This is a genomic window from Citrobacter sp. wls708 (assembly GCF_005281255.1).
Classification (GTDB): Bacteria; Pseudomonadota; Gammaproteobacteria; order Enterobacterales; family Enterobacteriaceae; genus Citrobacter; species Citrobacter werkmanii.
The window spans coordinates 670,210-692,893 of sequence record NZ_SZXE01000015.1 but is presented as its reverse complement, the minus strand read 5'-3'; the positions used below and the strand labels follow the sequence as shown (position 1 = coordinate 692,893).

At 47.3% G+C, this 22,684-nt stretch carries 19 protein-coding genes and 1 pseudogene; 12 read left to right on the top strand and 8 right to left on the bottom strand.

Annotated elements, in window-relative coordinates; all coding sequences use genetic code 11:
- The first annotated feature begins 45 nt into the window (after positions 1 to 45).
- Entirely contained in the window at positions 46 to 615 is a 570-nt protein-coding gene (locus tag FDW97_RS08520; protein WP_137350906.1) for an HdeD family acid-resistance protein, read from the top strand.
- 203 nt (positions 616 to 818) lie between these two features.
- On the opposite strand, the gene FDW97_RS08515 is transcribed toward FDW97_RS08520, so the two are convergent.
- From FDW97_RS08515 to FDW97_RS08490, 6 genes are all read right to left on the bottom strand, one after another.
- Positions 819 to 3,956, bottom strand: coding sequence for an efflux RND transporter permease subunit (locus FDW97_RS08515; RefSeq protein WP_137350905.1), 3,138 nt, complete (start codon positions 3,954 to 3,956; stop codon positions 819 to 821).
- 24 nt (positions 3,957 to 3,980) lie between these two features.
- The gene (locus FDW97_RS08510) at positions 3,981 to 5,135 is read right to left on the bottom strand and encodes an efflux RND transporter periplasmic adaptor subunit (RefSeq protein ID WP_077224012.1); all 1,155 of its coding nucleotides are present in this window, start codon (positions 5,133 to 5,135) and stop codon (positions 3,981 to 3,983) included.
- A 36-nt stretch (positions 5,136 to 5,171) separates the two neighbouring features.
- Positions 5,172 to 5,561, bottom strand: a complete 390-nt coding sequence (gene crcB / locus FDW97_RS08505) for a fluoride efflux transporter CrcB (RefSeq protein ID WP_069325332.1) — start codon at positions 5,559 to 5,561, stop codon at positions 5,172 to 5,174.
- Positions 5,562 to 5,608: 47 nt separating this feature from the next.
- Positions 5,609 to 6,139, bottom strand: coding sequence for a LuxR C-terminal-related transcriptional regulator (locus FDW97_RS08500; RefSeq protein ID WP_110497283.1), 531 nt, complete (start codon positions 6,137 to 6,139; stop codon positions 5,609 to 5,611).
- Between the two features lie 524 nt (positions 6,140 to 6,663).
- Positions 6,664 to 7,257, bottom strand: a complete 594-nt coding sequence (locus FDW97_RS08495) for a Slp family lipoprotein (RefSeq protein ID WP_137350904.1) — start codon at positions 7,255 to 7,257, stop codon at positions 6,664 to 6,666.
- A gap of 135 nt (positions 7,258 to 7,392) precedes the next feature.
- Positions 7,393 to 7,647, bottom strand: coding sequence for a DUF1471 domain-containing protein (locus FDW97_RS08490; protein WP_137350903.1), 255 nt, complete (start codon positions 7,645 to 7,647; stop codon positions 7,393 to 7,395).
- Between the two features lie 529 nt (positions 7,648 to 8,176).
- Between FDW97_RS08490 and FDW97_RS08485 the strand changes: the two genes are divergently transcribed.
- Entirely contained in the window at positions 8,177 to 10,075 is a 1,899-nt protein-coding gene (locus tag FDW97_RS08485; RefSeq protein ID WP_069325337.1) for a methyl-accepting chemotaxis protein, read from the top strand.
- A 75-nt stretch (positions 10,076 to 10,150) separates the two neighbouring features.
- Here FDW97_RS08485 and FDW97_RS08480 read toward each other — a convergent pair whose 3' ends face one another.
- Positions 10,151 to 10,759, bottom strand: coding sequence for a DUF1062 domain-containing protein (locus FDW97_RS08480; RefSeq protein WP_137350902.1), 609 nt, complete (start codon positions 10,757 to 10,759; stop codon positions 10,151 to 10,153).
- A 280-nt stretch (positions 10,760 to 11,039) separates the two neighbouring features.
- On the opposite strand from FDW97_RS08480, the gene FDW97_RS08475 reads away from it, so the two are divergent.
- Positions 11,040 to 11,672: a DNA-binding protein gene (locus FDW97_RS08475; protein ID WP_085047793.1), complete on the top strand. Its 633-nt coding sequence runs from the start codon at positions 11,040 to 11,042 to the stop codon at positions 11,670 to 11,672.
- An 84-nt stretch (positions 11,673 to 11,756) separates the two neighbouring features.
- Here the strand turns inward: FDW97_RS08475 and FDW97_RS23410 are convergent, their stop codons facing one another.
- The gene (locus tag FDW97_RS23410) at positions 11,757 to 11,924 is read right to left on the bottom strand and encodes a hypothetical protein (RefSeq protein WP_161959066.1); all 168 of its coding nucleotides are present in this window, start codon (positions 11,922 to 11,924) and stop codon (positions 11,757 to 11,759) included.
- A 754-nt stretch (positions 11,925 to 12,678) separates the two neighbouring features.
- On the opposite strand from FDW97_RS23410, the gene FDW97_RS23705 reads away from it, so the two are divergent.
- The 9 genes and pseudogenes from FDW97_RS23705 to FDW97_RS08425 all read left to right on the top strand — a co-directional run bounded on the left by FDW97_RS23705 (position 12,679) and on the right by FDW97_RS08425 (position 22,678).
- Positions 12,679 to 13,050, top strand: a complete 372-nt coding sequence (locus FDW97_RS23705) for a type VI secretion system contractile sheath small subunit (RefSeq protein WP_137350901.1) — start codon at positions 12,679 to 12,681, stop codon at positions 13,048 to 13,050.
- Between the two features lie 12 nt (positions 13,051 to 13,062).
- Positions 13,063 to 14,412 (top strand): type VI secretion system baseplate subunit TssK, encoded by a 1,350-nt coding sequence (gene tssK / locus FDW97_RS08465; protein ID WP_137350900.1) that lies wholly within the window; start codon positions 13,063 to 13,065, stop codon positions 14,410 to 14,412.
- On the top strand, positions 14,409 to 15,098 hold the full coding sequence (tssL, locus tag FDW97_RS08460) for a type VI secretion system protein TssL, short form (protein WP_087857285.1): 690 nt from the start codon (positions 14,409 to 14,411) through the stop codon (positions 15,096 to 15,098). Before tssK ends, tssL begins: the two co-directional genes overlap by 4 nt.
- Positions 15,098 to 16,765, top strand: a complete 1,668-nt coding sequence (locus FDW97_RS08455) for an OmpA family protein (protein ID WP_137350899.1) — start codon at positions 15,098 to 15,100, stop codon at positions 16,763 to 16,765. Before tssL ends, FDW97_RS08455 begins: the two co-directional genes overlap by 1 nt.
- A gap of 59 nt (positions 16,766 to 16,824) precedes the next feature.
- Positions 16,825 to 16,959 (top strand): annotated as a pseudogene (locus tag FDW97_RS08450) (type VI secretion system tube protein Hcp); the annotation flags it as partial.
- Between the two features lie 164 nt (positions 16,960 to 17,123).
- Positions 17,124 to 17,411, top strand: a complete 288-nt coding sequence (locus FDW97_RS08445) for a hypothetical protein (RefSeq protein ID WP_137350898.1) — start codon at positions 17,124 to 17,126, stop codon at positions 17,409 to 17,411.
- Positions 17,408 to 19,765 (top strand): type VI secretion system Vgr family protein, encoded by a 2,358-nt coding sequence (locus FDW97_RS08440; RefSeq protein ID WP_137350897.1) that lies wholly within the window; start codon positions 17,408 to 17,410, stop codon positions 19,763 to 19,765. The genes FDW97_RS08445 and FDW97_RS08440 overlap by 4 nt, the downstream gene beginning before the upstream one ends.
- A 30-nt stretch (positions 19,766 to 19,795) precedes the next feature.
- Complete coding sequence (locus tag FDW97_RS08435; RefSeq protein ID WP_121529348.1) at positions 19,796 to 20,278, top strand: DUF3828 domain-containing protein; 483 nt, start codon at positions 19,796 to 19,798, stop codon at positions 20,276 to 20,278.
- 12 nt (positions 20,279 to 20,290) lie between these two features.
- A complete protein-coding gene (locus FDW97_RS08425; protein ID WP_249359789.1) occupies positions 20,291 to 22,678 on the top strand; it encodes a hypothetical protein in 2,388 nt (795 codons plus the stop codon).
- Positions 22,679 to 22,684: the final 6 nt, after the last annotated feature.

Genomic DNA, 22,684 nt, shown 5'->3' with positions numbered 1-22,684 from the left:
ATAAATTAATGTTGTCAGTAGAACTCTGGCTAACAGGAGAAGCAAATGTTAAATGTAACACGAGATATTTTATCTAAGCTTGACGATGATGTGCTGGTTAAACAGCGGAGATTTCTTAAGTTTCTGGCATGCCTGATGTTCTTAGGTGGTGTACTTTTTATCCTTTTTCCGTATGTATCCGGAGGTGTACTGAGTATTATTGTCGGCGTAATTTTGATGTGTAGCGGTGTGGCATTGGCGATAGGTATGTTTAAGAACAGGGTGCATAACTTTTGGCCCGTTGTTTCTGGGGTAGTCGTCAGTATCGCATATTTTTTGATGGGCTATTTTTTCATTACGGCACCCGAGTTGGGAATTTTTGCTATTGCAACATTTTTAGCGTGTCTGTTTTGTCTGGGAGGCGTTATTCGACTGACCACATTTTTTAAGTGGCGTAAAGATAAAAAAGTATGGTTGCAAGGGGTGATCGGTATTGTGGATCTTTTTATTGCATGGTGTTTTATTACTGCTGCACCGCAGGCATCAATTTATATGGTGTCAATGGTAACGGGTATTGAACTAATGTTGAGTGGGATTAGCTGCGTATTTATTGCCAATCAGTTTCGTAAGCCATAGCATTACAGCCTCAGATAATATTATCACCAGGCCCCGGTAACGGGGTCATTAAGATATAAAAAAACTGCCCTTTCGGGCAGTAAAAATGGAAGCATAGCTAAATATGTTCTCAGGGGATCAGTATGTACTGATGCCTGTATAATCCTAAATAATATCGACATACATTTCAAAAGATATCTCAGTTGTATTTTAATAAATAAATCTTAATGATTATTCTTGGTTTCTTTTGTTGTTGTTATTTTTGTGAACAAACGATGTACAACAATAAAAAATACTGGAACAAAAAATATCGCCAGAATGGTTGCTGCTATCATCCCGCCCATCACACCTGTTCCTACCGCATTTTGCGCACCCGAGCCCGCACCATGACTAATGACCAATGGAAGCACACCAAGAATGAATGCCAGAGAGGTCATCAGGATCGGTCTTAGGCGCATACGTGCTGCATCCAATGTTGCTTCGATATCGCTTTTCCCCTGTTTTTGCATAATTTCAACGGCAAATTCCACAATCAAAATTGCATTTTTGGCGGATAACCCAATCGTGGTCAAAAGACCTACCTGAAAATAAACATCATTGGTTAATCCGCGTAGCCAGGTCGCTAACAACGCTCCAACAACACCAAGTGGAACAACCAGCATTACTGCAAATGGAATTGACCAGCTTTCATAGAGCGCAGCCAGACACAGAAAAACAACAATGATTGAAATAAAGTACAGCATAGGGGCCTGTTCAGTGGATAAGCGCTCCTGATAAGACATTCCTGTCCAGTCATATCCGATGCCAGCAGGTAGCTTTTCAATGAGCGAGACCATAAATGCCATGGCATCACCGGTACTTTTACCTGGCGCGGCTTCGCCAAGAATCTCCATCGAAGGGGAACCGTTATAGCGTTCAAGACGCGGTGATCCATAAGTCCATTCTGTGTAGGCAAAAGCGCTAAACGGAACCATATCTCCTGATGCGTTACGAACATACCAACTATTAATATTTTCAGGCAGCATGCGGTAGGGGATGGCTGCCTGCACAAAGACCTTTTTGACGCGTCCGTTATCCAGAAAGTCGTTAACGTAGCTGCTACCAAAAGCGGTTGAGATCGTTTGATTAATATCGCTGAGAGAGACTCCCATGGATTCTGCTTTTGCTGCATTGACCTGTACCCTGAACATGGGGGTATCCTCCAGTCCATTGGGGCGAACGCCGACTACCTGTTCGGGATGCTGTTTTGCCATTCCCAGGAGCTGATTTCTTGCCTGAGTGAGTTTTTGATGACCCAGATTGGCTTTATCAATAAGTTCCAGATCAAACCCTGAGGCCGTTCCAAGTTCAGGTACGGCGGGTAGATTGAAAGGATAGACAATAGCCTGATTGATGGTACTTAGTGCTTTAACCGCACGTTGAATAATTGCATTAATACCGTCAGTACTGGCTGTGCGCTCAGACCAGGGTTTCAGACTGACAAAAGCCAGGCCATTGTTCTGACCTTGCCCACTGAATCCAAAACCGCTAACCGTAAAGACCGATTCCACATTCTTTTTTTCCTGTTCCAGGTAGTAGCGGCTTACATCTGCAAGTACCTGATTGGTTTTTACCAGCGTCGCGCCAGGCGGCAACTGTGCCATGGTCAGCAAAACGCCCTGATCTTCCTCAGGTAAAAACGAGGTTGGAATGCGCAGAAAAAGCACTATCATGGTAATAATAATCAATAAATACAGAAAGATATATCGAGACGTTACTCGCAGTATTTTGCGTGTACTGTCGCTGTAATGTTGAGTAAAACGCTCAAAGTACTGGTTAAACAACGCGAAAAAACGTGGTGGAGAGTGGGGGGAATCTGGATGAACCGGCTTGATCAATGTGGCGCACAGTGCGGGGGTTAATGACAAGGCGGTTAATAAGGAAAGCGCCATGGCGGCAACAATAGTTACTGAGAATTGCCGGTATATCTCACCGGTGGAGCCACCCAGTAACGCCATTGGTACAAATACCGCTGAGAGGACAAGAACAATTCCCACCAGCGCCCCCTGAATTTGCGACATCGATTTATGTGTGGCCTCTTTTGGCGAAAGGTGTTCTTCGGCAATCACGCGTTCAACATTTTCGACAACCACAATCGCATCATCAACGAGCAGGCCAATAGCCAGAACAAGGCCAAACATGGTCAGAGTATTGATGGTAAAGCCGGCTATGGCGAGCACTGCAAAGGTGCCTAATATGACAACCGGGACTGCAATTGTTGGAATAAGTGTTGCCCGAAAATTTTGTAAGAATAGATACATAACGATGAAAACTAAAACAATAGCTTCAACCAGAGTTTTAACTACTTCTTGTATCGATATCTGAATAAAAGGGGTTGTATCATAGGGATAAACTGTTTTGAGCCCATAGGGAAACCAGGGGGAAAGTCGGGATATTTCCTCTTTTACTAATTTGGCAGTATCAAGGGCATTCGCGCCGGTCGCTAATTTAATCGCAATTCCTGCTGCGGGGTTCCCATTGTACTTCGCAACGGTGCCATAACTTTCAGCACCCAGCTCGATATGGGCAACGTCATTCAGCGTAACTCGCGAGCCATCCTGTTGAACTTTCAGAAGAATATTTCCAAATTCATCAGTATTTTGCAGCCGGGTCTGAACGATAATGGAGGCGTTCAGTTGCTGATTATTCGCCTGAGGCGCACCACCTAATTGCCCTCCGGATATTTGGTTATTTTGTACTTTGATTTCTTGAATGATGTCCTGAGGGACAAGTTGGTATTGATTGAGTTTTATCGGATCTAGCCAAATACGCATGGCATGCTGTGAACCAAATAACTGAATGCTACCCACCCCTGCGATTCTGCTGAGAGGATCTTTGATATTTGACGCGACATAATCGGCAATATCGTATTGGTTAAGCGACCCATCATCTGAAATAAATGCGGCAACAAGTAAAATGTTGCTACTTGCTTTATCAACACTGATACCTTGTTGTTGTACTTGCTGCGGAAGTGATGGCATCGCCAGTTGGAGTTTATTTTGTACCTGGACCTGAGCGATATCTGGATTGGTTCCCGATTCGAACGTGAGGGTCATGACCGCATTACCGGAGGCATCGCTGGTAGAGGACATATACATTAATCCATCCAGACCATTCATATTCTGTTCAATAATCTGCGTCACCGAGTTTTGCACGGTCTGTGCATCCGCGCCTGGGTAAGTCGCGGTGATTGTTATCGCAGGTGGAGCAATGCTGGGGTATTGGGCGATGGGCAACTGAGTGATGGCAATAATGCCGCTTAACATCATGATAATAGCAAGAACCCAGGCGAAGACTGGGCGCTCAATAAAAAAATTCGCCATAAGGAAGACTCCTGTTACCCGGCCTTACTGAGGTAAAGGGGGATTTGATTCCAGGGGGGAGGAAAGGGCATGGGCTTTGATGCCTGGACGAATCTGCTGGAGACCAGAGACAATTACTCTGTCGCCAGGGCGTAATCCTGACGTCACCAGCCATTTATCTCCTATCGCTTTTGCAGCTGTGATTTCACGCAACTGGACGATGTTCTCGGCATCGAGAATGAGCGTTGTCGCTTTGCCGCTGGCGTTGCGGGTGACCGCTTCTTGCGGAACCAGCAATACATGGTGCTGGATGCCTTCATTGAGTACAGCAGTAACATACATGCCGGGTAAAAGAGTATTATCAGGATTCGGGAAAATAGCTCTGAGCGTAACTGATCCCGTTGTTTCATCTACCGTGAGGTCAGAGAATTGCAATTTTCCCGTGTGGGCATACCGCTTACCGTTATCAAACTCCAGCAAGGCCGTCACCTGCCCTTGGCTTTGCTCAATTACGCCTTGTTCCATGTCAGTTTTTAGCTTAAGAAAATCATTGGCGGACTGGGTCACATCGACATAAACCGGGTCAAGTCGTTGAACCGTGACCAGTGCTTGTGTTTGGTTGGCGGTGACTAACGCACCGATGGTGACTGTGGGTTTTCCGCTTAATCCACTCAGTGGTGAAGTGACACTGGCATAGTTCAGGTTGATTCTGGCACTTTGTACTGCCGCTTTTGCCACTAAGAGGTTTGCCTGCGCTTCCTTTGCGTTAGCTTGAGCCGTGTTATAGTCCTGTCGGCTGACATAATTTGATTTTAGTAATGCTGTATAACGATCTAACGTTAAACGGCTGTTATCCGCAGCGGATTGAGCCTTCGCCAGATTACCCTTCGCTCGATCCAGTTCTGCCAGCAAGGGGGCAGAATCAATCTGAAACAACTGCTCTCCTGCATTGACCTTACTGCCTTCTTTAAACTGACGACTAATTATGATTCCACCAACTTGAGGGCGTATCTCGGCAATTTCGAAAGGAACAATGCGTCCTGGTAATTTGCTGGTGATATTTATTGATTCAGCCTGCAGAGTAATAACCCCCACATCCGGTACGGCGGGATGTGGAAGCGTATTTTTACTGTCGTCACATCCCCCGATGAAGAGAAGATTAAGCAGACCAATTACCGCGAATTTTCTTTTTATCTGCATCATATCGCTCACATTAATGTCACGAGAGTTTGCGGTTTATCGGCACCAATTGGTAATAAACGACGCAACTAAGAAGCCGGTATAAACGGCGAGCAAGGAAAACAGTACATGAACGGCAATCTCTGTACTGGCCCAGATATAATCTTCGTTTTGCAAATGTGAAAAAACTTCCTCTGAAAAGGTTGAAAAGGTCGACAGACCACCACATAACCCAGTTGTGATCATCAGTTTAACTGCCGGTGAGAATGATGTAAGTCGTGTAAAAAAGACCGTAGCAAAGCCAATAATGAATCCGGCAATGATGTTTGAGATGAGAGTACCCGGCGGCAATAAAGGAAAAAAAGCATTTAATCGCTGAGATATACCCCAACGTAATGCACTTCCTATACCGCCACCAATCATAATGGCAATTAATGATGTTAGCATATAATATTAATTTCCTGATAAAAGTTGAAATATTACTCACGTGCATGCTAAAAGTAAGGGGATATTTTTAGAGTGACCAGATCGCTTATTCGCCGAAGCTTTAGCTTAAGCATAATATTGAATTTTTGAATACGCATCGTCTGCTCAGAGATGTTAAGTGATTGGGTGATGTCATTCATGTTTTGCTGATTAATAATCGAATTAACAAGTTTCAGCTGGTTATGCGAAAGTGCCACATTCGGTTTCTGATATGAAATTTTTTCATCTATGATGAGTGAGAGTAAGTTCATAAGTGGCTCTTTTCTGTTTACAAACAGTAAAGGCGATGCGCTTTTCAATTTACTAATTTGAAAAGGGGCAAGGATGATGATTCTTTGCACATCAATGTGATTAAGCAGTCTGACCGTAACTTCATCTATAATATTATTGTGATAAGTATCGATAACTATTCTTACAGTGTGATCGATGTCATTAAAGTTAATGTCTGAAAGTTGATTAATCTTGATGATTTTTTCCTTTTCCTGTAGGTGAATAATACCCTGGAAAAGGAAAAAATCCTTTGTGATGATGAAAATCATAACAATGCTCCTTTGGTGCATATATCTAGTTATAATATTTGTAAATAATAGAGTTTTACATTGGTTATTGAGATTGAAGATGCAGGAGGCAGTTATTCCATGCTATGTTTATTTAATGTTATAAACATAATCTATTTTTCTGATTAATCCAGATGTAAATCTATATAATAATCCTAAGTAAAATTCTCAGTGTTATGAAATAACTGACTTTTATATTTTAGTATAAGAAAATTCCTAGTGTGCAAAATGCCAACTAGATATTGGTATGAAATATTATGTTTTACGTTATCCAGGATTAATTTATATAAAGCTAGCTTGTACAATATCTTCTGGAACATTAGGATAAATATGTCACTTGTATTAGTGACGAACTTGAGACTCCTATACAGACTTTTGCTGGCGATAACTTCGCCAGCTTTTTTATTTATATTCAACAGAGAAAAGGTGAGAGATTCATGCGGTAATGCCTGGAAACATAGTTTTCCAGGCATTGAATAGAATGGACAGAGGAGAATTATCGAATGTTAAGGAGACAGGGTTTTCTCTACCTGTAGTGGTGGATCGTACCATCCCCAACCGGGATACATCATGCCATTCCAGTCGGCAGGCCAAACTGGCCCAATACCGTAGTCAAAACCTGGGGCCGGCATAATACGCGTTTCTTCTTGCCACACCTGATAACCAACAATATTCATTGTAACAAAAGAATAGGTGGAATTACCAACCCGGCCAGTACGACTCCCCGTCAGGTTACCCAGTACGGTAACATAGTGATTGCGGAAGTTTACCGGATCGAGGAACATTAAGCTTTTGGCCAGTATCCGTCCCTGATATTGTGCCCCAATTTCTGGCTGCGCATTATAATTAAGCGGCAGTACAGCTATTTCAAGCAACGTTTCTTGAGGCTGATTAACAACATTAATAATGAGGCCTCCCAGTCGAACCTCTTGCCCAACATAGAGGCCAGGGGTTTGCTTCAGTTTTAGAAAATCTTTTTGCAAGTCTGGTTGATTATTACCTTTAATCGATGCAGGAATAGTGCTACAACCAGAGAGAAAGAGTGTAATCGCGATGACCGCGATATATGGTAATTTCCCAGAGGGATAAACCTTTAACATATTATCTCCTTAAATAGATTAAATGTAGGGTTAAATAGAAATGCATTATAATAAAGTTACTCGATTCTCCCTTATCGGGAGAATCGAGTTTTCAGGTAGGAATAATTTATAAATGACTTATTTGTATCATGGCATTTAGTTGTAAATGTCCGCATTGATAGTTTTGTGTTCAGCATGCCCTTCAGTTGATGTAATTACGTAGTATTTGCCACCCTTTTCATCTACTTTTTTGCTGAGCCCATCATCAGTCATTGTGAATCCATCTTCCGTTACGCTAATCTCTCCTATTTTGGTATATTTGCTTGCCTGTTCTGGTGTAATTTGCTCTGCGGCATATGCTGAAAATGCGATTGCCGAACCTAACAATACCATGATGCTAAATTTTTTCATAAATTGATTCTCTTATAGAGTAATAGTGAACAATAATTATGTTAGATAATTTATTTTTTAATTCAATGCGAAAGTGAGTTTATTACCGATGCCACATTGTTAGAGGTGATTAATTAGTTGATCTAAAAGTATTTTTTGATGAATTGATATTTAATATAATAATCCTAACGTTGGATTCCAGTTGCGATCTGCAAAGAATATCGATTGTTATCTCTATGAACTAATTATATCCGCAGGGGTAATTAAGATTTCAACTGATTACTGAGACTTTCCTGTTAGCGGTCTTGGCCAGGAACAGTAATTACGTTATTTTTATGGGTAGAATAATATTCTATAAATTATGAAATTACAAAATATAGATCTGAAATTATTGATAGTGAAGATGTTTACTCTGTTCTGAGTAATTAAATAGAGGTATATTTTCTGATTTTAAACCTAAAAATACCCATCCTTCTTTTGAAAAAATTTAAAGTGCAGCTATGTCACGCCGATAACCATGACGAAAATATGGATAAGGGAGGTAAGTGGCATGTGGTGGGTTTATCGAATGCCGATGAAAATGAAGTTAATAATCGCGCTGCAACCACTATTATTGGCGTTATGTTGGTTTGCTGGTTCAGGAATATGGACGCGCATCGAAACAGAACGACAGATGGAGAATATTGCCCAACTGACAGCCCTCGCGCGCAGTGCCGGAAATGTGGTGCATGAACTGCAAAAAGAGCGTGGAATGAGTGTCGGGTTTCTTGGGGCCGAAGGGAAGACGTTCAAAGATGAACTAAACGCACAACGGGCCTTAACCGATCGCGAGATCGAGGTATTTGTGGATTCGCTGTCCGATACCGCCTTACAGGCAGGGGATGTCACCACCTCTGTCGCCGCGTTTAAGAAAAATATTCTGTCACTGGCGACACTCCGGGAAAAGGTGACGCAATTGGGTCTGCCAGCCTCTGAGGTGGTTAAGTTTTATACCAACGTTATTGCTGATGTACTGAATTTTGTGGGCCGGTTAGGGACGTTGACGGATTCCGGCGAGATGGCGAATTCATTCGCAGCCTACTACAACCTGCTGAATTTGAAGGAGCAAGCGGGTATTGAGCGGGCGCTGCTGGCAAATATCTTTTCCTCTGGTCATTTCGCCGACGGACAATTACATCAGCTTAGCGATGTGGTCAGTAAACAGAATGTCTGGCTGGCGCAATCTTTGCGCCTGAGTCCACCTGAACAGGCCGCCATGCTCAAAAGTCGCTTACAATCCACCGACGCTACCCAAGCGCTTTCATTACGCGAAGCTGCGTTTAGTCATGCGGCGAATGGTGGATTTGACGTCGATCCTACCGTCTGGTTTAAAGTACAAACCCAGCGTATTGAAGTGATGCGACAGATTGAAAATGTGGCAGCGAATCTTCTGTGGGAAAGTGCGATAAAACTCGCGCAGGATGCGCGTAAGAACTGGCAGATATATATGGCCGTGAGCCTGCTGGCGCTACTGGCATCATTGGCGTTCGCCGGGGCCATCGCACTCAATATGCACCGTCAGTTCAGCGACACGCTAAACAAGATTGCGGGTATGAACGGCGATCTGACTCAACGTCTGGCGACACCAGGGAAAGACGAGCTTTCTTCGCTCAATCGCGCCTATAACACGATGCTGGAAAATATTCAGCACATCGTGCAGGAGATTAAACAAGGCTCTCTGGTGCTGTACGATGCCAGCAGCAGTATTACGGCGGGAAATCAGGATCTGGCCCAGCGCACCGATGAACAGGCCGCATCGATTGTAGAAGCCGTGGCCAGTATGGAACAGCTCTCAACGACGATTACGCAAACGGCGGACAATGCCCGCGAAGCGGAGCTCCTGACAATAAGATTGGAAAAAGAGGTTCGCCAGGCCAGTAACGTCGCCAGCGCGGCAAATCAGAGCATGGGGGATATTCGCTCCTCCAGTGAGAAAATCTCAAATATTGTTACCTCAATTGATGATATTTCTTTTCAGACGAATTTGCTGGCGCTGAATGCGGCTGTTGAAGCGGCTCGCGCCGGAGAGATGGGAAGGGGGTTTGCGGTAGTAGCCAGTGAAGTGCGTAACCTTTCACAGCGCTGTGCTAAAGAAGCGAATCAGATCCGTGAGCTGGTGGCGCAGAATATGGTAAAAATCAGCGAGGGCGTTGAGCGGGTTACCGCATCAGCTACCGCGCTAAAAGCGGCGGCGGATAATACCACCAGTATGAAGCAATATATCGGCGATATCGCCCGGGTAGCGACGGAACAATCGCAGGGTGTTTCCCAGATAAACCTGGCGCTGAGACCCATGGAGCAGGTTACACAGCAAAACGCGGCATTGGTTTCTCAGGCCGCGAATGACAGCCAGCGGCTGGATAACCTCTCAGTAACCATGAGGGATCTGGTTAATCGTTTTGTTGTCTGACATGACACCGTTATCCCGATCCGGCAAAGGTGTCGGATCGGGAGGGCTCATTACCTCAGGATGAGCCTTATTCTATTAACGTGGCGCCATAACCACCCTTCGCCGGGCATACAACGTTACCGCAGACAAGTGAAAATCGACATTTGCTGTCTGTAACTTTCGGGATTTGAGTTCTTTCATGGTGATACCGCGAATATGACCTTCATCTATCAGGCTCTTAATCTCCGCCGTGCTGAGTAAAAGCTGGCGCTTCAATATCGATAGCGCACTGATCTGAAAAGCACAGGTAAGCCTGATGCTGACGGCGAAGTGCTGGTCAATGTTGATGCTGGCCTGCCATTGTTCCTGAACACGAAAATCAGGCTTACCCGCAAGCTCAGCGTTGTTTCGGCTCAGAGTGGCTTTATCATGAGAATAATAGTGAACCGTACTGGCATCATTAGTGATAAACCGCTGGTACAGCTCTCGGTTAATTTTGCTGATGTGAAGCCGTGAGAACAGCGAGATATTCCACGTATATTCACAATGCATACATTTATAAATGCTCCAGATATCGAGCACTTTTTTTTGTGAATTGACCCTGAAGGACCCGGAAGGTGCAAACTCGCGTTTTACATTACATGCGGGACAGCGTTTGGTAATACGCTGGTACCCGGCAGGAGTGACAGTCCATGTGACTTTCATACCGTACCTTTTTTAACCCAAATAAATTCGGATCCGTATTGAACGAATCATCGTTTTATATGAGAAAAATATTTGTTAGATATTTTTCAGTGGGTTAAGAAAAGATTTCTAACACGGTGACCCTGTCCGCCAGCCAATGAATTCCATGAGATTATCAGTGTGATAACAATTAAGTATATGAGTTGAATCAATATTTGTTAGGTTGCCAGGCTTTCGGTAGTCGTCTGTCGCTGGTAAAGTGAGCAGCAAATACCGAAATGTGGCCAGAAGGGAATGCCGTGTGAGCGGACGTATTGATTATCAGACTGAAAAGTACAGCTTTACAGAGGCTGCTGAAAGTTCTCGTCTTACCGGCCAATGGGCTGACGTCATTGCTGAATGTCGGGAAATGAAGGCTGGACCGGAAGAGCGTCTGCGTATTGCCTTACTGAACGTGGACTATGTGACCAGCTTTGAGCTGCCTTTTCGGTTGTTATTACTTCGCACCCCGCAATTGATTGCCAGCGTGCGTGACGCGCTACAGCTTAGCCAGAAAAACGTCATCTTTAATGGTAAACGCTTTGGGTGTGTATATACCCTGAAAGCGAGCCTTGACGGTATACCGGATGAATTTCAGTATCGCCTGTCGCATCGTATCCGGCGCATAGATCCAGAAGGGTTGACCGAAGCCCCTTACCAGCAGATCGCAAAAGCGGTGAAATCTCCACGGGAACGCCTGAAGATGGCGCTCGAATCAGGACTTGATGTCACGGCGTTGGACGGGCTTTTCTGGTTTGGCAGCCAGCGTATAGCAGCTGACGTACTGAGGTTGAGAAAATCAGGGATGCGGGTAGCGACGGGCCAGATATTGGTGTCTGATAATCTCACTGCAACAATGAGGCCAGTACCGTTTTATCGCCTGGCTCAGGGCTGAGCTAAAGAGATATTTTCCTGCAACGTTCAATGAGATAGTTAATCGCATCCTGGGGAGACAGCGCCCGGTCGATGTGGGACTGAATCATGGCATCGTTGCAGCAGATATGACAGCATTCAGCCAGCTTTCGGCAATATCACGGGCAGAATTCAGCAATGGCTCGCCGGTTGTGGCAGGGCACCAGGCCTGATTGGCAACCTGACGACAAGCCAGGGGCGACAGTTTGGCCGGCAGCGTAAAAGGGGGATTCATTAATAACCGTTCTCGGCTTAATGGGAATTTATGGCATATGCTGGCAGAGGTATTTTGAAAAGCCAGATCATTTTCACACTTCAATTTTTAAAACTCGATCTGTTTCGGCGATTAATCAATGATTGCTGGAGTATATATCTATTTTATAAATACTTTAACGCATTCATAATTATTGTTGTGAAGAATTATTTTTCAATGGAGAATAAGTTTCTGGAATAAATAATTTGATTTTCTGGAAAATGATTTAACATTTAAAATATACATAAAACCCACGCTGAATTCTCTGCCTGATGTACATGATGGGTAATTAATAATTGTCAAAAGATATTGTTTATGTTGTTTGTATTTATGGGGTGAAGTTTGCGGATTGAATAATCATCAGATTGGCAAAACTTAATCGGAGCTGGGCGCTAAATTGTTACTTAACCGAAATAATTAATAACGGGAATTAAGTGGCGCGATGGCGGGTTGTATACGCTCAAATCCTTTATGGGCAATGGGTCCGGAAAGAAATATTTGTTCATTTTCTGAAATGGAAAATAGCAGTGACGGGCTTTAAGTGAAATTATTATTTACATTTGCATTGGGCGTGCAGACTTGTTAACGCCATCAACCGGCGTACGATTTTCATCGTAACCCTCTGTTTTATTCATCATTATTTATCGCTGTCAGGGCGGTGGAGTCGTTCTGTGGAAAGCCCCTGTGGCTTTCACTTCTTCTGCTGTCGTAGACACGTCAAATGAAGGAACATTGCATGTCCGGTTCGTACCAGGAAGAAATACCCAAAGCTCGTATTAACTTATATTTAGCCCTGCACACCGGTGGGGCCCAGAAAAAAACCGAGCTGCCGCTGAAACTGCTGACAGTTAGGGGCTTCTGTCATGGCCGGGAAAATCGTCCGTTGTCTGAACGCGAAAAGGTAAACATTTCGAAGCGCAATTTCGACAGCGTAGGCGACGATCTGCAGGCGTCCCATCCGTTTCGCGATACCAAAGTCATTATTGAAGACATTGAGGACAAGCCGGGTTTCTTCCGTGTGAAACGCTTTGCAATCCCTCATTTCCAGGTCGATGGCATGGACGTCAATCTGTCTGTGGCATCCCGGATGCCTAAAGCAAAAGCATAAGGCAGGACAGGGATGAAAATTTATCGTCCACTGTGGAACGAGGGGGCTTTGCTGTCCCCTCAGCAGTTCCAGCAGCAGGCTGAATGGGAATCTTTTCGCAGTGCCGGTGCATCAGCGCTAGCCACCCCGTTCCCTTGGGGCGTGGAAAAGATTGAGTTTAATGACAGTTTTCTTTCGTCCGGCCTGATCCAGATTACGCAGTTACGCCTCTGGCTGGAAGATGGTTCACTGATTGATGCGCAAAGGAGCGATCTGCTTCCCCCTCCTCGCGAGTTAGACCCGGATCTGTTGGCTGGTCTGGATGCGGTAACAGTCGTTATCGCACTCCCTCATTTGCAGCCCGGTGTTGTTAATGTTGAACAGGAAGGCATGACCGCTGACCGTCCGCTTCGTTACCGGGAGGAATGGGTAACTATACCGGATTTTTTTGGTTCTGAAGAAGAATCCATGGCAGTTGCCCGGTTTAATTTCACCATCCGGTTTGCCCATGAAAGTAATGAGGCCTGGAAAGTCTGCCCGGTAGCAAGACTGCTCCGGGATGGACAAAATGCGTGGCGACAGGATCCGTCTTTTATTCCTCCAGTGGCGTCATTCGGAGCAAGTCCGGTTCTTCGCGAACGTCTGGTGCTGCTCAATCGCCAGTTACGCTCCCGACGCCAGCGTCTGATGACCATGCGTCGTGAAAGCAACGAAAGACTTGCCGATTTTGCTGTCGCGGATGTTTCCCTTTTCTGGTTGCTGAATGCACTGAATTCTCACGCCAGAGTGCTGACGGAATACGAACGTTTTCCTTGCCGTCCACCTGAACAGGTGTGGGCGGAGCTCGCTCGTCTGGCAGGCAGTATGCTGACCTTTTCCCTGGACCATGACCTTGACGCTATACCGGGGTATGACCATGAGGAACCAGCCAATGCGTTTCCCCCGCTGTTTGACCTGATAGCGGGGTTGCTGGAGGCAAGTCTGCCATCCCGGGTCATTGCACTGGAAATGTCCCGCCCGGACGGACAGACATGGAAGGCCAACCTTCACGATATTCGTCTGCGTGAAGAGGCCGACCTCTGGCTCTCTGTGCGCTCAGATATCCCGGCCTGGCAGGTTGCCGACAAATTCCCGGCACTCTGTCAGGCGGGGTCACCTGATGAGGTTAATACCATATATGGCGCCGCGCTCAGGGGGATTCCATTGATTCCGGTGAGCAGGGTCCCGGCAGCATTGCCTGTACGTATGGAGAACCAGTACTTCGCGCTTGATATGGAAAGCTCCGCTGCGCATGAAATGCTGGAACAGGGGGTGTGTATGTTCTATGTGCCTGAGTTACTTGGCGCTCTGGAACTTGAACTGTTTGCGGTATTGCGCTCATGAGACAGGATATTGATATCGACCAGCTGATGACGGAGACCTGGCTCACCGTCACCATGCTGAAGAACGGCGCTGTCACGCTTAATGGCTCTGCGCTTTACCACAAATGCGTTAAACAGGTTGAAAGTGTGCGGGAAGCGCTGGAGCGTGCCGGTTATGACGAGGCCAGTGTCGGGCATATTTCCTACGCACAATGCGCCCTGCTCGACGAGACGGTGATGAGCCGTAAGCCTGAAAAAAGCGAGGAAGGAGAGGCGACGAAAGTTGATGAAGGCCAGATAGCCTGGCGTAAAGCGCCGCTTCAGGCCCGATTTTTTGGATCACTTCGGGCAGGTGAAGCGCTATGGGATCGCATTGCAGAAGTCCTGCGTCAGCCCTCACCGAACCCGGCCGTTTTAACCTGTTATCACCGGGTGATTGCCCTGGGTTTTCAGGGGTTATACAGCCTGAAAGAGGTCAGCCAGTCGCAGCGTGATGAGGTAGTGAAAGCCCTTTCTGAACGCGTTTCTCCGCCTGATGCCGGTCTGTCACTGGTTGTTGACCTGATGGGGAAACATCGCTGGAGTCTGTTCCGTTCAGTCTGGTTCTGGATAGCGCTTGCCGTCATTCTTACCGGCGTTATCTGGTGGGGGGGCCATCTGTGGCTTCAGGCTCTGTTGTCAGCACAAATACCGGAGCTGCATGGCTAATGCGTAGAACAGTCATCATTCCGGTAGTCCTGCACACCCTGGTAGCCGTTGCCACGTTGCTGTGGTTGCTGTGGTGTTTTATCCCGACAGGCAACGTTTTTAACGGCCTGATCACTCTGCTGCTCCTCCTTCTGGCAGGCGGGTATGTTGTTAAAAACTGTCGGAGTGAAGAGCCTGCTTCTGACGTTACCCTCCCGGTTGCTGAACTGCCATTACTCGACACCCAGGGCCCCGTTGTACTGGTGTGTGGTGACATGCTGGAAACGTTGTTTCAGGGAGGTCCTCTGCGTAAAACAGCCCAGGGATGGTGGCTACGGGCCGGTGACGTCAGCCGGTTAACTGACATTGTCCGCAGCATACAGAAGCAGTTCCCGCGCCAGGTCGGACAGCTCTCGGTGATGTACCGTTGCCTGCCAGACCATCATCAGGATGAAGCCGTTCTGCGTTCCGCACTGAAAACGCTCCGCCAGCAGTGTAAACAGATTAAATCCCTGACGGGTTTCACACTGCCGGTTGTGTTGAGTGCCGAATTTTCCGGGCCTGAAACGCCGTGGATAATCGTTCGGGGTGATAAGCGGATTGTATGCCCGGTTAATGATTCGCCTCAGGCATTCATTGACTGGCAGCAGGCGGGAGACAATATCCTGGCGCTGCCAGCAGTCAGCCAGGCATTTTCCTTTATCCGTAATATGCTGGCCGATGAGCTGGAGAAACCTGACCGGTTAACACCGCCTGTGCGCGTATTTTCCGTGGCTATGCGCTTCGGAGTAGTCAATCCAGAGACTCAGTCTGTCTGGTCCGATTGGCTCTATTCCCGCACCTGCTTGCAGTTTTCACGGGAATCCCTGCAGCCACTTCATACCGGTTTGTTCCCGGATGCCGTTCTGCCACTTTTGGTACCGTTTACTTCGACAGTTCAGGGGGGCCAGCGTACCCGCCGTTTGGTTCTGTTGATGTGGCTGTGCGTTCTGACGGCTATGGGCATGTCCGCGCTCAATAATCGTAATCTTATTCGTCATGTCAGTGCCAATTTACAGCGCTGGAATGCTATTCCCATGAAACATTACCGTCCTAAAGCAGAATCACTGGCCGCATTGAAACAGGATGTGCTCCTGCTTGAGCGGTGGCAGCGTCAGGGAGAGCCTTTACGTTACAGCCTGGGCTATTATCCGGGGCAACGCCTGTGGCTGGCCTTGCAGCAGGCTATCGATACCTGGACTCCCCCACCTGCCCCTAAACCAAAACCGGTACCCAAAATTGTACGGCTCGACAGCATGTCGCTGTTTGATTCTGGCAAATCAGCACTTAAAGACGGCTCAACCAAAATACTCGTCAACGCACTGGTGGGGATCAAAGCCAGAACAGGCTGGCTCATCGTGGTTAGCGGCCACACAGACAATACCGGCAGCGTGCAACTCAACCAGACCCTGTCTTTGCAACGAGCGGAGGCCGTCCGTAACTGGATGCGTGATACCGGGGATATACCGGAAAGTTGTTTTGCCGTGCAGGGTTACGGTGACAGCCGACCAATTGTATCAAACGACACGCCTGATGGCCGTGCGCACAACCGGCGTGTCGAGATCAGCCTGGTACCGCAGGCTGACGCCTGTCGTCTGGCAGATGCAAAACACGCGTCACAGGATGTAAGTGACGTTTCAACTAAATAAATGGAGAAATAAACATGGCAATCCCGGTTTTTCTGCGGCTGAAAGACGATGGAGGCGCTGACATCAAGGATCCTTCTTTTGAGAAGCATAACCACCTTGAGCAGATCGAGCTGCGCTACGAAAAAATCTCCTGGACCTACAAAGACGGCAACATCATTCATTCCGATTCCTGGAACGAACGTACCACGGCGTAAGCCCCCTGGCGGACATATCCCTTCTGTCCGCCATTTTGTATTGCTCCGCACAGCGCCTGTCAGGTGGACGCTTTGCAGAGCAGTCACACAATTTATCGGCATGAACCTTATGGGCATCGGTTGACGGTCAAGGGCGGTAGCGTGCCTGAACAAGAGGGAACGACATGGAACATTATTCAGCAGTCCTGCTACGACGACTTAACCCTTATTGCGCCAGAGCACTGGAGGGGGCGGCTTCTTTATGTCAGAACCGTGCGCATGCAGAAATCACGCCTGAGCACTGGTTGTTAAAGTCGCTGGATCAGGGTGAAGGTGACCTGCCGGTTCTGAGTCAACAGTTGTTAAGCCATATAGCGGCAAAACAAAAGCCCTCCTCACTACAACTGACCCGGGATGACGAAAAGGGCATTGTGCTGGCGTTTGATGAACGGGCAGAAGGAGAGCCGTCATGAGCAGTTCCCTGATCAACAAGGCAACTAGCGTGGTACCGCAGCTTTTAGGGCAGTCGCGGTACCGGGTTGAGGTGCATGAATGCAGCGAATTTCTGGATGTTCTGCACTACAGCGCGGTGGAATCCCTCAGTCAGCCCTGGCGGTATGACGTGGCGGTCACCAGCTCCTCTGTGGATATTGCCTGCGGCGCGTTACTGCTGAAACCCGCGTCATTTACTTTCCAGACCCCGGTGTTTGACGGAACACCGGCGCTGCCGGTCAGGACGGTGTTTGGCGTGGTGGAATCCTTTCGCCGCGTGTCTACCTCGAATGATGAGACCCATTATGCGCTGACGATCGTTCCCCGTATCGCCCTACTGGAATATACGAAAGGGAGCGAAATCTACCTCAGTCAATCAGTGATTGAGGTGGTCGAACAGGTACTGCGTAAACACGGTCTGGAAGGGCATGATTTTGAGTTCCGGCTCTCCCGCGAATATCCCTCCCGGGAGCTCATCACCCAGTGGCGGGAAACTGACCTGGAATTTATCCAGCGTCTGCTGGCGGAGGTGGGCATTTACTGGCGCTATGAAATGGACAGCCGTCTTGAGCAGGACGTAGTGATTTTTCAGGACAGCCAGCAGCAGTATGAATTTGGTGTCACCCTGCCATTGCGCAACCAGGCCGGGATGAGCGACAGCGGGCAGGAGAGCATCTGGGATATTCAGACCGCATATAAGGTGGTGAGCGGGAGTGTGGCCACCCGGGACTACAACTACCGTGAAGCGCTGAAACCGCAGGACAGTGCCGAAAGCATTTTCAGCAAGGAAGGGATCACCACCGGGGAAACATACCATTATGCGGAACCTTTCCTGACAGCCGATGACGCTGAAAGCACTGAGACCGGGGCATACTTCGCCCGCCTGCGTCATGAACGTATTCTGAACGCGCAGTCCCGCGTCAGCGGGCATTCCTCCAGCCCCCATCTGGTTCCGGGTCAGGTACTGGAAACGGACGGCACGTTACCCGATGCTGTCAGGGAAGGCATCGTCATCACCACAGTATGCACCAGCGGTTCACGCAAAAGCAGCTTTACGCTGACGTTTGAGGGTATCCCATACAGCGAAACCGTCTGCTGGCGTCCGGCACTGCTCAGTCGCCCGGTAATATCCGGCTCGCTTCCGGCCCGGGTGGAAAGCACACAGAAAGGTGATACGTACTCCTGGCTCGACGCACAGGGCCGCTACCGGGTGAAACTGGACTTTGACCGCAACAATACCGAACAGGGCTATGCGTATTTGTGGCTGCGGCTGGCGAAACCCTATGCCGGTGATACATACGGATTCCACTCACCGCTTCTCGACGGAACGGAAGTGGCTGTCGTATTTGACGGCGGAGACCCGGATCGTCCCTACATCGCTTATGCCCTGCATGACTCAGATCATCCGGATCATGTCACCAGCGATAATCATACGCGGAACGTGTGGCGCACGCCGGCGAACAATAAGCTGCGGATGGAAGATAAGCGCCAGGAAGAGCATATCAAGCTTGCGACGGAATATGGCAAAACGCAGCTGAACCTGGGGCACCTGGTCAACAGCCAGCGAGAAAAGCGCGGCGCCGGTTTTGAACTGCGAACGGATGAACATGGCGCAGTACGTGCGGCAAAAGGGCTGTTCCTGACGGCGGATGCCCAGGCCAAAGCGCAGGGCCCGGTGCTGGAAATGACCCCTGCCATTAACCAGATTCACCAGGCCAACAGCCAGATGCAGGCCCTGAACAGCGCCGCCGAAGCCGCCGGAGCCCTGGTCTGTGACATCAACACCCAGATTAATTTTGTGACCGACAAAATCAGGGACCTCCAGTCAGCGGTCCTGCTGGGTAGCGCTCCGCAGGGGGTGGCAATGGCCTCAGGTGAACACCTTCAGCTCAGCAGCATCGGCAATACCATGATCAATGCAGGCCAGCATCTTGATATCGGTGCGATGAAAAATCTGTCCGTGAGCGTTGAAAAAGCCCTCGGTCTGTTTGTGCATAAAGACGGGGCGAAGCTGGTTGCCAACCAGGGAGACATCGAGATTCAGGCGCAGCACAACACGATGGCCCTGTTTTCTGAAAAGCAGCTGACGGTGACCAGTAGTGAAGATGAAATAATTATCAGCACCCCGGAAACGCTGACGCTTAACGGTGGTGGGTCTTACCTGAGGCTGAGTAAAAACGGCATTGAGCATGGTTCATCAGGTGAGTTCATTATGAAGACGTCGAATTATATGGTACCGGGTACTGGCGCGAATCTTCCAAATGAAACCCCAAATTTCAGCCTGACGGATATTATCCAGGAAAATAAGATCAGCAGTAAGTCATTCAATGACTGATACAAAAATAGTGAACAGGGAACATAGACTATGAAATCAACGCTTAAAAATTTATTGCTTCTGTTAACTTTTGTTTTCGCAATATTTTTAAACTTCAGTTTTGGAGAAAATAACAGCCCGACACTCGATGCGAAAAGTCCAGAATTCGTTGTTAAAAAGTTTTACTCTGACTATCTCACCGCGTGGAACGACCCTGATGTGGAGAGTGGTGCAGAGAAAAGTCAGAAGGCAATTGATAGCTATACGACGCAACACCTTCAGCAACTTAACAGTGACAATGATACTGGGGCTGATTATTTTATCAACGCTCAGGAAATATGTCCTGACTGGGTTAATGAAATCGAGGTTAAAACATCTTCTGTGAGCAGTAATAAGGTTGCAGCTGAGTTAACGCTTGGACATGCTGATAGTGAATCAAAATATGATATCGGCCTTGTTCTCAAGAATGACAAATGGCTAATGAATTCGGTGAAGTTCATATCCAGAAAAACAGGCCATTGCAACGAGAGCTAACGGAGAGAGACAATGTTCAATCAAAACACTGCTCTGAGCACATTAAAATCAAATGCGGCGTCTATTGCTGCTATAAACAAAAAGAATTTTGATAGCGGCAAAGATAAAAAACTGAGATATGGAAAGTCCAGATGTGCACATTATGTAAAATTGGCATTGATTTCTGGTGGGCTGTCGGCAAAAAACTCCGGAATTAATTCAGCAAAAGATTACGGGCCTTGGTTGGTTGAAAATAATTTTAGACCTGTTGAAGGTGTAACAACGGTAATTAGTGGTGGCGTTTATTCCATCTCAGGACAACAAGCCGGTGATGTTGCAATCATTCAAGCCGTGGGAAAGCATACCGATGGCCATATGACCATGTTCGATGGAGCCAAATGGGTGTCTGACTTTGTGCAGGACCGTGGATTCTATCCTGCCCAAGAGTACAGGGAAAATAGTGTTGCATATAAACTTTATCGCTATGCTGGTGCAACGGCTGTAAATAAAAGTACAGCCTCTACTAAGGGGAAAATAAATATCGTTTGGCCGATCCCCTCTAACAACCGTGGAACTGAATTTCGTAGTCAGGAAGATATCCTTTCGCATCTGGGTGGGGAGTCAACCGGACAATACGCAATTGGCCGTAGTGGGATGTGGCATGGCGGTATTCATATAACACATACCACGACACCGTGGTGTGCTCTCAGTGGCAAGGCACCTTTGGAGGCATTCGATTTCCCGGTTGCTTTCAAAGGCGAGCAGGCTGTACGTTGCATGGCTGACGGCGAAGTAGTTGCTTATCGGATCTGCAAGGACTATCTGACGCTTGCTTGGGAATCCGGCCCACTGAGTTTTTCCGGCTCATTTGTGCTGGTAAAACACTACATTCAACCGGGTGATAAAGAATCCAGCGGGCTGCATTTCTACACCCTGTATATGCATCTTGCGCCGTATTCAGCTTATGAAGCTGAAGCAGAAAATCAGTGGGTCATTCAGGATACTCTAAGAGCATATTCTGAAATGGACTGGCTGACGGCGAAACTGACTTCAGATAAAACTTCACCACAAATTGCCGGACACATGCCTAAAGGGGCAAGAGTGGAGTGGGACCCAGCAGACAGCAATCTTAACGCCACAGGAAATAACAAGCGAAAATATGGCCTTGTGATACTAAAAGGATTACCAGAAGAAACCAGCAGTATCCTCACACCTGGTCAGCGCTATTGGGTTGTTGTGGATAACAACAATATTAAGCCAGCGCCGGGGGCCGGTCCAGGCTGGTGGCGGCATTTGCTTCCTCCCGCAAAGGAAGTCATGGTATTCGATAAGACAGTAAGTCTCAGTTCTCCATTTGCTATTAAGGCCGGTGACCCGCTCGGCCACATGGGCTACTATCAGGCACCAAAAGACGGTGGTTATGAGGCACGATACCAGGTACATATCGAATGCACGAGCATGGATGATAATCTGGAGAACTTCCTGACCAACCCAGAAAAAGTGGGGGAGAAAAACCCGCTCTGGTTGAAGTATTCTCCTGGTCTTGCTCTTTTCACAAAAGATGTTGCGAAGGGCACTTTCGCAAAGGGGGCGACGTCAACAACGCGGACAGGAATTCTACCGTTGAGTCAGGTCACAACAGAAACTGATAACTCAACAAAGCAAGAATACTGGCAGCTGCGGCCGGAAAATGCCTATGTGCCCAAAGGCCAGGCGGAGCCTCAACTTCTGTCACAGTATGATCTGGCGAAGCTAGGTTTTAGAACTGAAACCTCAGAGCCTACTAGTTTTGATTACCTGGATGGAAAAAACCAGCCTGTTGGATTCTTCCGCAGCCTTATCAACTCGCTCTATGAGGCTGCGACCGGTGATACGCGAACCAGTCATGCCCTGGTTAAGCATAATTATCAGCGCCTGCTGGATAAAATTGACAGCGGAAGTGAACGCTATTCTCCAATGGAATACTGGAGAGCACTTCACAACCCTGATTATCGTGACGTCATTCAGAAAACTATTGTAAAACATCCCAGCGACTGGTACTTCAAAAAAGACGATGCTATCTGGCAACCATTCCTGAATCCGCTGAAAAAAGACGCTCCGGAATGGAAGAAATACAGCGAAGATTTTCTTGATCAAATGGTATGGATGCAGGATGTGTCCACTGAGAAGCTCGGGCCTTCATTATGGCATATGCATCCAATAATGTTTTTGGGGATGATGAAGCTCAATAGCAAAATTAAATACATATATACTGATTATAAACTTACACTACAAGAAATGTTGAAGAAGCAACTGACAGTGTTAAATATGTATGGAAATGACCCAATATCACCCGCGTCAAGAGAACGTGTTGTGGGGGAATATATCAACCCAGAGAAATATGAAGATAAAGAGGGGGGGGTATATTTCAGTTCTTGGTGATCAAAG

Excerpts from the sequence above, each read along its gene's own strand:
- tssK (WP_137350900.1), top strand. The coding sequence starts at position 13,063 with ATGAAAATTTATCGTCCACTGTGGAACGAGGGGGCTTTGCTGTCCCCT.
- FDW97_RS08425 (WP_249359789.1), top strand. The coding sequence starts at position 20,291 with ATGTTCAATCAAAACACTGCTCTGAGCACATTAAAATCAAATGCGGCG.
- FDW97_RS23410 (WP_161959066.1), bottom strand. The coding sequence starts at position 11,924 with ATGAATCCCCCTTTTACGCTGCCGGCCAAACTGTCGCCCCTGGCTTGT.
- tssL (WP_087857285.1), top strand. The coding sequence starts at position 14,409 with ATGAGACAGGATATTGATATCGACCAGCTGATGACGGAGACCTGGCTC.
- crcB (WP_069325332.1), bottom strand. The coding sequence starts at position 5,561 with ATGCTAACATCATTAATTGCCATTATGATTGGTGGCGGTATAGGAAGT.
- FDW97_RS08495 (WP_137350904.1), bottom strand. The coding sequence starts at position 7,257 with ATGTTAAAGGTTTATCCCTCTGGGAAATTACCATATATCGCGGTCATC.
- FDW97_RS08480 (WP_137350902.1), bottom strand. The coding sequence starts at position 10,759 with ATGAAAGTCACATGGACTGTCACTCCTGCCGGGTACCAGCGTATTACC.
- FDW97_RS08500 (WP_110497283.1), bottom strand. The coding sequence starts at position 6,139 with ATGATTTTCATCATCACAAAGGATTTTTTCCTTTTCCAGGGTATTATT.
- FDW97_RS08435 (WP_121529348.1), top strand. The coding sequence starts at position 19,796 with ATGAAATCAACGCTTAAAAATTTATTGCTTCTGTTAACTTTTGTTTTC.
- FDW97_RS08520 (WP_137350906.1), top strand. The coding sequence starts at position 46 with ATGTTAAATGTAACACGAGATATTTTATCTAAGCTTGACGATGATGTG.
- FDW97_RS08455 (WP_137350899.1), top strand. The coding sequence starts at position 15,098 with ATGCGTAGAACAGTCATCATTCCGGTAGTCCTGCACACCCTGGTAGCC.
- FDW97_RS08440 (WP_137350897.1), top strand. The coding sequence starts at position 17,408 with ATGAGCAGTTCCCTGATCAACAAGGCAACTAGCGTGGTACCGCAGCTT.
- FDW97_RS08490 (WP_137350903.1), bottom strand. The coding sequence starts at position 7,647 with ATGAAAAAATTTAGCATCATGGTATTGTTAGGTTCGGCAATCGCATTT.
- FDW97_RS08445 (WP_137350898.1), top strand. The coding sequence starts at position 17,124 with ATGGAACATTATTCAGCAGTCCTGCTACGACGACTTAACCCTTATTGC.
- FDW97_RS08510 (WP_077224012.1), bottom strand. The coding sequence starts at position 5,135 with ATGCAGATAAAAAGAAAATTCGCGGTAATTGGTCTGCTTAATCTTCTC.
- FDW97_RS23705 (WP_137350901.1), top strand. The coding sequence starts at position 12,679 with ATGTCCGGTTCGTACCAGGAAGAAATACCCAAAGCTCGTATTAACTTA.
- FDW97_RS08515 (WP_137350905.1), bottom strand. The coding sequence starts at position 3,956 with ATGGCGAATTTTTTTATTGAGCGCCCAGTCTTCGCCTGGGTTCTTGCT.
- FDW97_RS08485 (WP_069325337.1), top strand. The coding sequence starts at position 8,177 with ATGTGGTGGGTTTATCGAATGCCGATGAAAATGAAGTTAATAATCGCG.